17 protein-coding genes and 1 pseudogene are annotated in these 14,384 nt (G+C 28.7%); 17 read left to right on the top strand and 1 reads right to left on the bottom strand.

Translation table 11 applies throughout. The annotated features are described in order from the left end of the window. Positions 1-359: 359 nt before the first annotated feature. Positions 360-932 (top strand): DNA-3-methyladenine glycosylase I, encoded by a 573-nt coding sequence (locus T483_RS0110760; protein ID WP_080696977.1) that lies wholly within the window; start codon positions 360-362, stop codon positions 930-932. A gap of 291 nt (positions 933-1,223) precedes the next feature. Here the strand turns inward: T483_RS0110760 and T483_RS0110755 are convergent, their stop codons facing one another. Beyond that, a complete protein-coding gene (locus T483_RS0110755) occupies positions 1,224-1,910 on the bottom strand; it encodes a hypothetical protein (RefSeq protein WP_026886850.1) in 687 nt (228 codons plus the stop codon). Between the two features lie 305 nt (positions 1,911-2,215). On the opposite strand from T483_RS0110755, the gene T483_RS30985 reads away from it, so the two are divergent. The 16 genes and pseudogenes from T483_RS30985 (at position 2,216) to T483_RS28965 (ending at position 14,320) form a co-directional block, all read left to right on the top strand. Beyond that, complete coding sequence (locus tag T483_RS30985) at positions 2,216-2,356, top strand: hypothetical protein (protein ID WP_155268471.1); 141 nt, start codon at positions 2,216-2,218, stop codon at positions 2,354-2,356. A gap of 495 nt (positions 2,357-2,851) precedes the next feature. Beyond that, on the top strand, positions 2,852-3,664 hold the full coding sequence (locus T483_RS0110740) for a phage replisome organizer N-terminal domain-containing protein (RefSeq protein WP_026886849.1): 813 nt from the start codon (positions 2,852-2,854) through the stop codon (positions 3,662-3,664). Continuing rightward, a complete protein-coding gene (locus tag T483_RS32120) occupies positions 3,661-3,993 on the top strand; it encodes a DUF429 domain-containing protein (protein WP_026886848.1) in 333 nt (110 codons plus the stop codon). The genes T483_RS0110740 and T483_RS32120 overlap by 4 nt, the downstream gene beginning before the upstream one ends. Positions 3,994-4,001: 8 nt before the next feature. Then, positions 4,002-4,184, top strand: a pseudogene (locus T483_RS32115) (nucleoside triphosphate pyrophosphohydrolase); the annotation flags it as partial. Between the two features lie 183 nt (positions 4,185-4,367). Beyond that, entirely contained in the window at positions 4,368-5,534 is a 1,167-nt protein-coding gene (locus T483_RS0110730) for an HNH endonuclease domain-containing protein (protein ID WP_026886847.1), read from the top strand. Positions 5,535-5,699: 165 nt separating this feature from the next. Continuing rightward, positions 5,700-6,386 (top strand): MORN repeat-containing protein, encoded by a 687-nt coding sequence (locus T483_RS30120; protein WP_026886846.1) that lies wholly within the window; start codon positions 5,700-5,702, stop codon positions 6,384-6,386. A gap of 11 nt (positions 6,387-6,397) precedes the next feature. Continuing rightward, complete coding sequence (hxsA3, locus tag T483_RS28985) at positions 6,398-6,847, top strand: His-Xaa-Ser repeat protein HxsA3 (protein WP_051560348.1); 450 nt, start codon at positions 6,398-6,400, stop codon at positions 6,845-6,847. A gap of 231 nt (positions 6,848-7,078) precedes the next feature. Beyond that, positions 7,079-7,717, top strand: a complete 639-nt coding sequence (locus tag T483_RS30115; RefSeq protein ID WP_051560347.1) for a hypothetical protein — start codon at positions 7,079-7,081, stop codon at positions 7,715-7,717. 14 nt (positions 7,718-7,731) lie between these two features. Continuing rightward, the gene (gene hxsA3, locus T483_RS28975) at positions 7,732-8,097 is read left to right on the top strand and encodes a His-Xaa-Ser repeat protein HxsA3 (protein WP_051560345.1); all 366 of its coding nucleotides are present in this window, start codon (positions 7,732-7,734) and stop codon (positions 8,095-8,097) included. Positions 8,098-8,114: 17 nt separating this feature from the next. Further along, positions 8,115-8,534, top strand: coding sequence for a His-Xaa-Ser system protein HxsD (hxsD, locus tag T483_RS0110705; protein ID WP_026886845.1), 420 nt, complete (start codon positions 8,115-8,117; stop codon positions 8,532-8,534). A 4-nt stretch (positions 8,535-8,538) separates the two neighbouring features. After that, complete coding sequence (locus tag T483_RS0110700; RefSeq protein WP_026886844.1) at positions 8,539-8,736, top strand: hypothetical protein; 198 nt, start codon at positions 8,539-8,541, stop codon at positions 8,734-8,736. Between the two features lie 6 nt (positions 8,737-8,742). Then, positions 8,743-9,801: a hypothetical protein gene (locus T483_RS0110695; RefSeq protein ID WP_026886843.1), complete on the top strand. Its 1,059-nt coding sequence runs from the start codon at positions 8,743-8,745 to the stop codon at positions 9,799-9,801. Between the two features lie 13 nt (positions 9,802-9,814). Further along, positions 9,815-10,936: a His-Xaa-Ser system radical SAM maturase HxsC gene (hxsC, locus tag T483_RS28970; protein ID WP_051560343.1), complete on the top strand. Its 1,122-nt coding sequence runs from the start codon at positions 9,815-9,817 to the stop codon at positions 10,934-10,936. Next, complete coding sequence (gene hxsB, locus T483_RS0110685) at positions 10,936-12,378, top strand: His-Xaa-Ser system radical SAM maturase HxsB (RefSeq protein ID WP_026886842.1); 1,443 nt, start codon at positions 10,936-10,938, stop codon at positions 12,376-12,378. Before hxsC ends, hxsB begins: the two co-directional genes overlap by 1 nt. A 132-nt stretch (positions 12,379-12,510) precedes the next feature. Then, entirely contained in the window at positions 12,511-13,227 is a 717-nt protein-coding gene (locus tag T483_RS0110680) for a DUF1643 domain-containing protein (RefSeq protein ID WP_026886841.1), read from the top strand. A gap of 124 nt (positions 13,228-13,351) precedes the next feature. Further along, on the top strand, positions 13,352-14,320 hold the full coding sequence (locus tag T483_RS28965; RefSeq protein WP_051560342.1) for a CBASS cGAMP-activated phospholipase: 969 nt from the start codon (positions 13,352-13,354) through the stop codon (positions 14,318-14,320). The last annotated feature ends 64 nt before the right edge of the window (positions 14,321-14,384 follow it).

The following is a 14,384-nucleotide window of genomic DNA, read 5'->3' as shown; positions in this document are numbered from 1 at the left end:
GAGATAGGAAAACGGGTATGTCTACGGAATAGAAGTTAAGGCTGGTAAGAATCCGGGTAAAACCATAACAAAATCATTAGCTAATGGAAAAATTAATTTTGCAGTTTATCTAAAAGGAGTAACCCAATGTGGAATTGCAAACAAGACTTATACAATTCCAATATTTTTATTTCCAAGATTTGAGTTCGGTAAAATATAAAGATATTTAAAACAAGAGTTTACGTAATGTAAGCTCTTATTTTATGGTAAAATATACTTATATTATAGATTAATTAACACTATTACGTGTTTATAAATATTAGATTTATGCAAAAAACAGTGAAAAATACAGCAAGGTTTGCGATTTAATTGAAGAGGAAGTGATTCAAATTATTAAAAGATGTGAATGGGTGACAAAAGAAGAATTATATATTAAATATCATGATAAGGAATGGGGAGTACCGGTATATGATGATAGGAAACTATTTGAAATGCTGTGCTTAGAAGGAGCTCAAGCAGGCTTAAGCTGGTGGACTATTCTTAAAAAAAGAGAAAACTATAAAGAAGCTTTTGATAATTTTGAGGCTGAAAAGATTGTGAAATATACTGAAGAAAAATTAGAGCAATTAATGCAAGATAAAGGCATTGTTCGTAATAGAAGAAAAATTGAAAGCGTTGTGACTAATGCAAAAGCATTTCTAAAAATTAGAGAAGAGTACGGCTCGTTTTCTAATTATATATGGAAGTTTGTAGATAATAAGCCTATTATTAATTCGTGGAAAAGCATAGGAGAGGTTCCAGCAACAACTGAATTAAGTGATAAAATGAGTAAGCAACTAAAAAAAGATGGTTTTAAATTTGTTGGAAGTACAATTTGTTATTCATTTATGCAAGCAGTAGGAATGGTTAATGATCATACAACTGAATGCTTTTGCTATACAAAATTAATTTAGAAAAATATATAAATACACATTACTTACCTAAATGGTATAAGCATTTAGAGGGAGTTACACCTAAAACTAAATGGAGAAATAGTGTGTGCCAAATAAAGAAAAAATAATAGATATGCTAAAAGGTTTTGAGTCAAGTCAGTAATATATTATTAGCTTGCATTTTGTAAAGAAAATAGCTTACTATGATATTTTAATTTTATCGTAGCAAGCTATTTGTTTATATTAGTTTTTTATAGTAAAAAACTGTTTTTTACTTTAAAATATGTTGAACTTGAATAATATCGAAAACGACTAACTATCAGCTTTTGATTTAGATTGTTGCATTCCTTTAGCTTTAGCTTCCTTTAGAGTAATTTCTTGAATATTTTTGCTTCTACTTAGTGTTCCATCGCTCTTGCTTAAATGGTATTTGTTGCTGCCAGGAACATAATATACTATTGTATTCTCATCTCCGCTATTTGCAGAAGTGGCATTATTAGTACTAGCAGAACTTGTACTTATGCTCCCTGACGATTTTGTTGAGTTATCGCTGTTTGTAGCTGTTGAAGGGGCAACCGAAGCAGAAGAATTGTCTACAGATTTTGTTTTATCTTCATTGGGTTTATCATCGACAGCTGTATTCTCCTCTTTTACTTCTGGTTTAGAATCTTCTTTGATTTCGGCTTCTTGTTGCTCCGATGGCTTGTCAGAAGAATTTGTTGATTCTGTTGTAGTTTCAACTTTGGAGTTTGAAGCAATTGTTTTGTTAGTAGTTGGAGCATTTTTTATTCCAATTATAAGAAGAGTAAGCAAAATTAAAACAGAACTTAAAACTATTTTACCTGATTTGGGAAAAGATCTGAATTTAACGTTCTTCTTATTTAAGTATACTATAAGTCCTGCTCCAGATAGAAAGATTAAAAATGAATACTTGAAAATTATTGCAAGAGCAATAAGACTCATTACAATTTTAAAAACTTTAGTTTGATAGAATTTCATAATAACACACCTTTTCTGTCAATATTTCTTAGATGGTACTATAATATAACAATTTTAGAATATTTAATACAGGAAAATGTTGGACGGAAATTTATAAAGTATATCATTATGTTTTGTTAAGAGTTTATGTAATATAAGCTCTTATCTTTATGGTAGAATATACTTATATTATATTTTGTTGGGTGAAATTAAAATCAATCAAATATGTACTTCTAAAGAACAGCTAATATTGCTAAAAGAAATATGTGAAGTCCATTATAGTATAAAAGAATTTATTTTATATTAAGATATGGAGGAATTAAATTATGAAATATAAATATGAATTTAGTTTTATAGAACTAGCAAATGGTAATAAGTGTTTGGTTATTAATCTGCCTAAAGAAATTGAATTAGTGGAAGCGTTCCTATTTCAAATGTGCAAAAATGAAAAATGGTTTAATATATGATGATTATGAATATATGTTTTGTGAGTTTGAAGACGAGGCACAAGGAGATGCTATGGAGAATAAGGAAGTACCATTTTAGAGTTTACTTAATGTAAGCTCTTATTTTATGGTGAAATATACTTATAATATAGATTAATTAACACTTTTACGTGTTTATAAAGATTAGATGTATGTATAGAACGGTGAAAAATACAGCAAGGTTTGCTATTTAGCTTAAGAGGAAGTGATTCGAATTATTAAAAGATGTGAATGGGTAACCATAGAAGAATTAGAAAAGTATTCTGGTTATGATGAATGGATTGATGTTTGCAACGGTTGGAACAATTAAAGTAATTAATAATTTTGAAATTGATTTCAGAGGTTAAAATGAAAAATACAAGCTTTTAGAAGCTAAATTATAGTAAGAATAAAATAATTTTTAATTTATATTAGTGACTTTCATTTTTAAGCATATATCCTATATAGATAAATTATTTATATAGGAGCGTGTTAAAAATGAGAGAAAGAAAATGTGTTAAATTTAATGTGAATATGTATGAGGATACAAAGTTCAAAATAATAGATAGAATGGAAAAAAGAGATCTTATAAATTATGTTTGGACTAGGATTGTGGTTCTTGCAGGTAAGGTCAATTTAGAAGGAGAATTATTTTTATCTAGAAATATACCATATACTCTAGAGACTTTGGCTATAGAGTTTAATAGAGAAGTATCTGAAATAGAATTAGCTATAAAAACTTTTATAGACTTAGAAATGGTTGAACTCACTCAAGATAAAATATATAAAGTAAAAAACTTTGTAAAGCATCAAAATATTAAAACAAAAGAAAAAGTTCAAAATAAACATAAGGCAGAAGAAGTTGAAATTAGCGAGAAGAAACAGCTAAGCAGCAGCTGTATAGAGAATATCAATGTGGAGAGTGAGAATAAACATAAGGATAATAAAGTCATTGATATAAAAGATAATATTGCAAATAAAAATGTCACTACTGCTGATAATAAAAGCTGTATGGAAACAAGTACAAGTATACATTTAAACAGCTGTAATAAGAATGTAACAGAAGTAGATAATGAAGCCACTCAGAAATTAAATATGGAAAAATACAAAAGCAAAGAGCTTTTACCTAATGAGATAGTAACTACCTTAGAGAAGAAAAAGGTAAAAAATAAAAGTAAGCCTAAGAAAAAAGAGAAGATTAATGAAATTAGTGTTGTTGATGAAGTAGAAAATGATGATCTGATGAAGATTACTGAAGGGGAGCCGGTAATAGGAAAAGATGAGGAGGTTGTTTTGGCATTTAGCTTTTGACAGAAGGAAAAACTTCAAGTATATTTAATACTCCGTGTAGACAAGCTGTGTATGCTAAAAACTACACAAAAGCTATTGAAGAAAATAAAACAAATTTAGGAGTAAGCTTAAGTCCATTATCTTATGGAATATGTGACAAAATACGTGAAATAGATGATGTTATAGACGCATTATGTTTAGCAATTACAGGAGTTATTGGATTAGAAAATGGATTTGAAACAATATCTGAGGTGCCTATGGACGATAAAAGAGGGATAAAAATGCAAATGGTTTATGGGGAATTAAGTAAATATAATAAAATAATGAAAAAACATACAATAAATTTGTAAGAGATAAAATCTCAGACATAATAAAAGCCGATGGCCGCGAATGCAATACTTCAAGTTTAGCTGGAGATGAAAAGTACAAACTTTTAGAAGCTAAATTACAAGAAGAAATTAATGAATTTTTAGAGGATACGAATTTAGAAGAATTAGCAGATGTAATGGAAGTATTGTTTAGGCTTGTAAATAGTTTAGGTTAAAGTAAAGAGGATCTTTTTAAGTCTAGAGATAAGAAGAGATAGAAACTAAGGCGATTTAGGAAAGGGATTGGACTTGAAACTATTGAGTAAATAATTGGATTAAAATGATAGTTTATGTAAAGTGAAATCTTATTTTTATGTTAGAATGTAGATAGATTGTATTAAAATGGGTGAAGTTGAATGGATAAAGTATATATGCCACAAGAAACTATAATATTACCAAAAGAAATATGTGAAGTCCCTTATAGTAATGAAGTTGATTATGCTACATTCTCTAGAGCACTTAGAGATGATAAGGTTGTGGCAAGTTATAAGATGTATTGGCTGCTGGCTTTATTAGATGAAATTTCTTTGGGTAATTTTGAAATAGAATTTAGAATATTAATATGTAAAATGGTCGTAAAGGCTTGGTATCCTCTTTTGAAATATAAGTTAAGTTTTGGACTATGTGATAATTTAGCAAAAGTAGCTACTTACATTTCAGATACATATAACTTGGAAAGCAATTATGATGAACGTAAGCTCTTTGATTTTATATATTCATCACAAGATAAAACATTAAATAAAATGCTTAAAGAATTAACTTTAAATGTACCATATAGATTTTTATCACCATTTTTTGAGAATAAACTTAGAGGTCAGAAAAAAGTTCAAAAACTCATAGAAGAACTATCCAATGAAGATAATGAATGCATTTATGAAATTTATAAAAATAATAAGGATGAAAATTGCATTAGGATTAAAAACAATTGGTGTAATTACTTAAAGTATAACTACAGAATTATTCAAGGCTGGGCGTATTATAGATTGGTATGCTTCCTGCAAAAGCGCAATCCAAATGTGCCAGGTATAGCAATGAAATTAGAAGCTCCTAAAAATAGAGACTTGAGAGAGCAGACAAAGATATGGAAGCAAGTTATTGAACAAAGGCATATAGCTGACTTATATACAGGCTTAGATTTCACAGAAAGAAATTATAATGATTATGGAGTTTTAAGCATAGATCACTTTATACCTTGGAGCTTTGTCCTTCATGATCAAATGTGGAATTTGGTACCAACTTTTAAGAATATCAATAGTAAAAAAAGTGATAATTTACTACAATATGATAAATATATTGATAGGTTTTGTGAAATTCAGTATGAAGCCTTTTGCTTTGTAGTTGATGAAAATAGGAAAAATCAAATAGAAGAATATGGACAAGTTCTTAAGGTTGAGAATCTTAGGAAGTTTAAAAAAGAAAATAAGGAAGAGGAATTCGTTAGGAGAATTAAACAAGAGATTGGTCCGGTTTATGGAGTGGCAGTTAATCAGGGGTTCGGAGTACTGGATAATTTTATTCTATAAATAATTTAAAATATAAGAAAAATCGAGTAATTACACATAAAATTACTCGATTTTTCTTATATCTGGTAAAAACGATAAATTTAGAGTTTTAATATTATATAAATTAGTACTATAATGTATAATATGGGGGAATATGCAAATTTAAGACGAATAGGGGGAATAATAATGAGTGTTTTGCTAGGTATCATTGTATTTTTTAGTTTTATAGGACTTATAACAGTAATACCACTATTTATTTATTCAAAAAAGAAAGAAGATTATAAGTATAAACCAGAGAAATTATTGAAAATACTGAAGGGATTAGCAGCGACCTTTGTGGTTTCAATAATTCTATGTGGTTTTGTAGGAACGCCTGATAATAGTACTAAAGCCGTCCGAGGACAAGCTCAACAAGAGCAAAGTCAAGAAACTAATGTAACTGATAAATCAATTAATAACGGAAAATATACAGGGACATTAAAAAATCAGAAAAGAGAAGGAAGTGGAACTTTCACAGCTAAAAATGGAGATGTTTATAAAGGTGAATGGAAGGATGACAAAATGAATGGACAAGGTACACTTAATTATGCCAATGGAGATGTCTATTCAGGAAATTATGAAAATGGATTAAGATCTGGAAAAGGAACTTTTACATGGAAAGGAACTAAGGATCAATACACTGGTGATTGGAGCTCAGATGTCATGAATGGACAAGGCACTTATACATTTGGATCAGGAACAAATTCAGGAGATAAGTACAATGGTGCTTGGGTTAACAATAAGATGGAAGGAAAAGGTTCATATACATATAGTAATGGAAAAACAGTAACTGGAAATTGGAAAGACAATAAATGTATTGAACAAAGCAAATAAGGGGGATACATATGGGGAAAATTAATTATCCTAAAATAAATAAAAATATTCAAGATTTTATATATGAAGAAGAAGGAAACATAAGCAGAGATAAGGTGCTATTTATTGGATCAATGTTAGTTATTTTAGCTGCAATGATGCCATCAAAAGCTTTTGCAGCACATAGTTCGCATTCATCACATGCTTCACATTCCTCGCACACATCATCAGCACCACCTCCAGGACATGCATCACATGAATCACATGCTTCACACACATCATCTTCGGGAGTAACAGATCCTAGTATAGCTCCAAGAACATCAGGTACAAGTGATTCAACTTCAAGTACATCAGGTTCTGGATCAACTCAATCTAGTTCGAATGCTGTATCATCAACTAATTCAGCCAATACAACTACAACTGAAACAGCACAACAAACACCTGGTACACCTCAAATACCAGATCAAACACCTAAATTGTAATACAGAATATTTATGAGTGATAGATTATCAAATAAAAGCGGTAAGTTCATAGTTTTGCATTTATATTAATAAATATTATTTTAATGTTATCTTTTTAAAAAGCGGAATTATATAGAATATTATTAAAAAATGCAGGATTTATGAAACTAGCTAGTAATAAAAGAAATACAGTGTAAACAGATTTTTATTATATATAATTATCATATTTATTATAGAATTAGGGGGATGAAAATGATAAAAATCAAAAAATTATTTGCTGGGATAATTGCAAGTACGCTATTATTTACTATTAATCCAACAAGTGTTAATGCGGAGTGGAAACAATCATCACAAGGATGGTGGTATTCAGAAGGAAATTATTATGCTATTGGATGGAGGCAGATAAGCGGTGTATGGTATTATTTTGATAAGAATGGATACCTAGAAACTGGATGGGTAAATGATGGTACTGCGCAATATTATATGGATTCTAATGGTGCCATGAAAACTGGCTTTCAAGCAATAAACGGTGTAATATATAAGTTTGGTGAAAATGGCGCTTTAGTAGGAAAATTTATTGGACAACCTACTGTGTCAGAAAATGGAAAAGAATATAAAACTTTTTGTTGGCAAAATGGAGATATTTATAATGGTGAGTGGGAGAATAATGAAATTAGTGGCCATGGAACACTGAGTTATGCTAATGGAGATAGGTACGACGGAAATTTTCAGAATGGAGTTAAAAGCGGTCAAGGTACATTTAAATGGAAGAATGGAGATATATATCAGGGGCAATGGGAATTTGATAAGATGAATGGAAATGGAACATATACATTTATTTCAGGAACAATTGATGATGGTAAATGGAAAGATAATAATTATATTGGTTAGGAGGAATTTTAGTTATGGGAAGTATTAACTATCCAAAGATAAATAAAAGAATTCAGGATTTTATGTACGAAGAAGAAGGAAATGTAGGGAGAGATAAGGTCCTGTTTATTGGATCGATGTTAGTTATATTGGCAGCAATGTTACCTTCAAAGGTTTATGCATCTCACAGTTCACATTCTTCACATAGTTCGCATACATCGTCAACATCAGATTCTGCAGGCCATGAGTCTCATCAATCACATGAATCTCATCAGTCTCACCAATCACATACATCTTCGTCAATTTATACAGATTACACAGATGAACCTTCTATGACACAAGTATCTCAAAACACAATTGAAGTACCTCAAATTCCCGATTTGACACCAACTTTAAAATAAGAAAGTAGAGAAGAATTATGGATAAAAAACATATAATAAAGGATGAAAATAAAATAATTTTTTACTTAAGTAAGGACATATATGATGTCAAAACGATAATGAAAACTGCCTACAATTTTATAGAAGAATTTTATATTATATTAAATTATATTAATGATAATATTGAAGTTATTTTGGAAGGTAAATCTCGAAAGAATAGTAATGAAATGGAAAAGTATCAAGGTGAATTTTATAATGAATTGTTAAGACAGAATGTTAGATATATAGTAGCACAAGATACTAAAAATATTAGGGAGTTGGTTATGGGAAGAGCATTATATGATACATGCATTGAATATGAAGATAATGTTCAAGAAGATGAGCTAAATGAAAAAAATGCTGATTTAAATGATCAATTAGATATATTGGTTAATTGGTTTGATAAAAATGAGGTGTAGTATTATGCAACAAATAGAAATGAACTTTGTGATTTTCGAGAAAGACGTAGTGCAAAAGGGCTTTAATGAGTTTAAAAATTTGGTTAAAAGTAATTTAGAGGCTTATGAGGACAAAGCTATAATTACGTTTTATACTGATGATATGTATATTACAAAAGAATTTTCAAATTATGTAATAGCCTTGAGCGCGGCTGGAGCATAGAGATAAATGATTAATAATTTATATATAGCATTTTTGATTTTGTGTCTTTTAGTTATAAGTGTTATTACATTTATAACTGATTTTAATCATGGGAAAATATTAAACAGGCATTTAAAACTATTTATGAAAATAGGACTTATAATTCAACTTTTGTATAGCGTATATCTTATATTTTATGAGAAGCAGATTCACTTTTTAAGTGGGTATTTTATAAATTTTCTTATAGGTACATGTATTTCAATTTGCCTATATTATTTTGATATTTGGGGAGCTGGGGATTCGAAATATGTAATATTAATGCTTTTGATATCACCAGTTGGCATTTTTATGGAAAATGATACTATTGCTATTCATGGATTGATGATTTTTGTAATTACATTTTCTATTGCTTTTGTATATTTATTTGGTGAAAGTATATATTTTTTTATTAAGGAAGTACCTGCACTTGAGCGTAAGAACTTATTTAATATGACCAATGCTAAAGGATTTACTGTAAATTGGATTGTATCTTATTCATTCATAACAATTATTTATAAAAGTATTAATTTAATATCTAGAGAATTTTTAGCAGTTAACATAATATTCATTAGATTTTCGATAATGCTGATAATGTTTTATTTTTTAGAAAAGATAAAGAAAAAAAGCATAGCAATTTCGATAGTGACACTAGCGATTTTAAGTACTATATTGGATTATTTCATTAATGGATATAATAGCAACTTCATAATCGACTATAAAATACTACTATTTATATTAGCTGTAATAGTTATAAGAAATATATGTTCTCGATATAATTATAAAAAAATAAAAACAGATTCTGTAGAAGAAGGGATGATACTTTCAGCAGGGACCTTTGTGGGATTTTTTAATTCTAGAGTTAAGGGGCTTCCTAAATTTCAATCAGAGTCAATTCATTCAAAGATAACTTCTGAAGAAGCTGAAAGTGTTAGAAGATGGGCAAAGAGTAAGTATGGACAAGAATATATTTATATTGTTAGGCAAATTCCCTTTGCTCCGTTTATATCACTTGGAGCTATAGGAAGTATCTTATATTTTATCTTTTAAAGGAGCACATTAAATGGAATTCGTTGGAAAAATTACATATGATAATGCAGATCTAAAAGACAATTCAATATTGGTTATTAAAGATAATGAATATGAAGCATTTAAAGAGGGGTTTACAGGATATATATTTGAAGGAAATTCACTTCCAGACAAATTAAAAAAATATTTATTAAATAAAAAAATTCAGTTTATTTCTGGGGTCAATATAAATAAGATGGAATCCGGGGATATAGTAAAGTTAAATTCTGATAAAACTTCACTAAAGGTGTTGTATAAAGGAAGTTCTACAGAACAGATTATTTTAACAACTAATCAATGTAATAATAATTGTATAATGTGCCCAGATTCTGATGGGATTAGAAAAACACGACATAATGCAGACATAGATGCTTTAATTGCAGCAATTAAATTAATGGATAATAATACTAAATTTATATGCATTACTGGTGGAGAACCAACTTTATTAAAACAGGACTTGTTTGAAATTTTAGATACATGTACCAATAGCTTTAATAATGCTGAATTTATAATGCTAACAAATGGAAGAACCTTTTATTATGAAAATTATATTAGGGAATTTATAAAACATAGCCCCAATAACATGATTATTGGAATTCCACTTCATTCTCATAGGAAGGAAATACATGATGACATAACAAGAGCTAATGGCAGCTATGTCCAAACTGTAAGTGGAATAAAAAATCTGTTAAAGTATAAACAGCTTGTTGAAATAAGAGTTGTAATAAATAAATTGAATTATTTAGATTTAGTCAATATAGCAGAAATGATTAGTACGGAGTTTCCGAATTGTCACAGAGTAAATTTTATGGCTATGGAAATATTGGGAAATGCATATATGAACCTTGATGAAGTCTGGATTGATTTTAAAGATTTTAAGGAGCAATTAGAGAAGGCATGTATTATTTTATTATCTAAAGGAATTCGCTCATATATTTATAATATTCCATTATGTTATATTGATAAAAAATTTTGGAGTATAACTAAGCGAAGTATCACTGAATATAAGGTTAGATATGGAGAAGAATGTGAGGGATGCAAAGTAAAAGAAAAATGTGGAGGATTCTTTTTTTCTACTAAGAAATTTAAAAACTTAAAGGGAATGGGTATTGTGTAATGAAAAGTTTAACAAAAGCAGACTATAAGCTTAATTATTTTAATTTTGAAAATACAAATGATAAGTACCTAATTACTAATGATTTAGGCAGGTTTTTATTTATTGATAAAAATGATATGAAGAATATTATTGAACATAATTTTAATATTTCTGAGAATGTACTTAAATTGTTAGAAGATAACTATTTTATATATAAAGATAGAGATGAATTTATTGAAAAAGCGTCAAACGAATTAAGCAAGATGAAAAATTACCTTAACGGTGGGACTAAATTACATATATTTGTTCTTACTACCTTTTGTAATTTAAGCTGTATATACTGCCAAGCATCAGCTAAAAACAATGTAGCGAACTGTGAAGCTAATCATAAGTTTATGAACAAAGAAATAGCAAAAAAGGCAGTTGATATAGCACTTCAATCTCCATCTATAAATTTAACCTTTGAATTTCAAGGAGGAGAGCCACTGGCAAACTTTGAAGTATTAAAGTACATTGTAAATTATTCTAAGGAAAGAAATAAAGAATTGGAAAAGAATATATGCTATTCTATGGTCTCAAATTTAACATTATTAGATGAAGAAATGATAGATTTTATTCTTGAAAATAATATCGGATTATCTACATCAATTGATGGTCCCGAGGACGTACATAATGTAAATAGAAAATATAATAAAGGAAATAGCTTAGAAATAACTAAAAGCAAAATAAAACAAATTAATAATAAAGCTAATTCATCAAATATAGTCCAAGCGATACAGACAACAAGTAAATTTAGTCTTAATTATCCAAAAGAAATAGTTGATGAATATGTTTCATTAGGATTAAAAACAATATTTGTGCGACCATTAACACCAATGGGATATGCAGCAAAATACTGGGGCGAGTTTGGATATACTGCAGATGAGTATTTAAAGTTTTATGAGAAAACCTTAGATTACATAATAGAGCTTGCTTTAAAAGGAATAAGAATTTCAGAAGCTAATGCAGTAATATTCTTAAAGAAAATTCTAAATAATGATCCAATTAATTATATGGAATTAAGGTCACCTTGTGGCGGTGCAATTGGACAACTTGCTTATAATTACGATGGAAATATTTATACCTGTGATGAAGGAAGAATGTTAGCCGAAATGGGCGATGAAAGCTTTAAGCTAGGAAATGTATTTGAAAATAACCTTAAAGATTTGATAAAAAGCCCAGTATGTAAGACTGTAGCACTTTCATCATGCTTAGAAGCAATTCCAGGATGTGAGCAATGCGTTTATAGTCCATATTGCGGAGTATGCCCAGTATGCAATTATGCTCAGTATGGTAATTTATTTGCTCCTAATATTAATTCTTATAGGTGTAGGATTTATAAGGGGATGTTGGATATATTGTTTAAGAAAATTAATGAAAAAGATGAGAATGTTATTGGGATTTTTCATAGATGGGTGGAGTAAAGTGTTTACAAAATTAATATAGGCATTATGTTTATAATGAAAAGCTAAGAAATAAATCTTTATAAATATAGATTGACGTAGTCCAGTATTTAAATTATGTACAGATATTAAAATAGATTAAGAGGAAGAATTATGAAACCAAAATACATTAAACTGCCACAAGACAAGCTTAGAGAGAAATATCACTGCTATGGTCATTTTTATACGTTGCAAGTTAAAAACAAATTAATTCCTTGCAGAAGTGTACTAGAAATTGTAGAGGCAAGTAGTGATTTGGATAATAAAATTGATCAAATATTAAAAAAACCTGATGCAATTGCAATTATGATGAATCCTGGCGGATCAGAACCAGATATGCTAAATGAGCCAGATTATATTGAAACAATAATAGATGGCAATTTTTTTAGTATAGATTTTATAAATAAAACGTTAGTTAGAGCAATTCCAGATACTACTCAGGATAGAATAATGAATATAATGAGTGTTAGAGAATGGAGGCATGTAAGAATATTAAATTTATCAGATGTTAGAGAAAAAAATTCAACTTACCTTAAAGAGCATTTGCTTAAGTTCAAAGATGCATCAGATTCAAGCGTACACAGTATTTTTTCAGCCAAACGAAAAGGTGAAAGGGATAATGCATTACGAATAGATGATATGCCTTTAATAATATTTGGATGGGGAACTGAAGCTTGCTTGGAAAAGGTAGCGGAGCATGCTTTTAAATATATTACATTAAATAATAATACAAAGTTTGTTGGGATTAAACAAGAGAAGTATAACTTTTATCATCCTGGGAGAAGAAAAAATTGGCATGATGATATATTAAATCAAATTTTTAATTTATAAATCTTGTTACGTATATAATACACATAAATTTTGTTTGATAATAATAATGCTTCGGTGAATTCCATATTGAATAATCCAAATGAATTTGTAAGATATTTTTAAAAATGGGGAGAATGATTTTTAAATGTGCAAAGAGAAAAAACTTAAAGTACTAAGTATTGATGGAGGAGGTATAAAAGGTTTATATTCAGCATACATACTTAAATATATTTCAGAAGAATATAATGTAGATCTGAATGAATATTTTGACATGTATTGTGGTACATCTACAGGTGGAATAATTGCTTTAGCATTAGCTCACGGAATAAAGATAGACCAAATAATTGATTTCTATGAAAAAAAAGGACCTTTAATATTTCCTAATAAAAAATCAATTACTTATGGATTTTCTACTATTAAACAGTTAGTGTTTCGTGGGAAATATTCTGATAAAGAACTTAAAACTGCATTGATACAAGTCTTTGGAGATAAGAAGATAAAAGATTTGCATAAAAATATATGTATTCCGGCAATAAGATTATCAAATCAACAAATGACAGTGTTTAAGAAGGATCATAGTTCAAATTTGAGTTTACATAATAATATAAAGCTTGCAGATGTTGCACTTGCAACATCTGCAGCACCAACATATTTCCCAATAGCATATATTAAAGAAGCCGGAGAAGGGTCATTTATTGATGGAGGTCTTGGTGCAAATGATCCTGCATTGATAGGTGCAATAGAAGTTTCAAAATATTTTATAAAAAATAAAGGCAAATTTGATTTATTATCCATAGCCAGTATTTCAAATACAAATGGATTTTCATCTACAATGAATAGGCGAAAATGGTCTATATTTTGGTTTAAGAACATTATAGAGATGGTAATGAATGTTCAAAGCGTAGCTATTTATAACAATTTAAAATTTTTGAAGGATTTATTACCCTGTGATAAATATATAAGAATAGAATCTCCACCGTTGTCAGAAGACCAAAGAAAAACCATTAAGTTGGATAATGCAAGTCCTAAAGCTATTAAAACGTTATGTGAGATGGCATTCAACAAATGGGCTGAAATAAAAAATTCTAATGAAATTAATGACTTTTTTATTTAAATTAATAGGCGATTTATACAAAGAAATCTGTATGTAATTAGTACTGAAAGTACTATTATTACGT

It is taken from the genome of Clostridium beijerinckii HUN142, from assembly GCF_000621745.1.
Taxonomy (GTDB): domain Bacteria; phylum Bacillota; class Clostridia; order Clostridiales; family Clostridiaceae; genus Clostridium; species Clostridium beijerinckii_A.
Note: the sequence above shows the minus strand (reverse complement) of the source record. Positions and strands in the feature narration are given on the sequence as shown.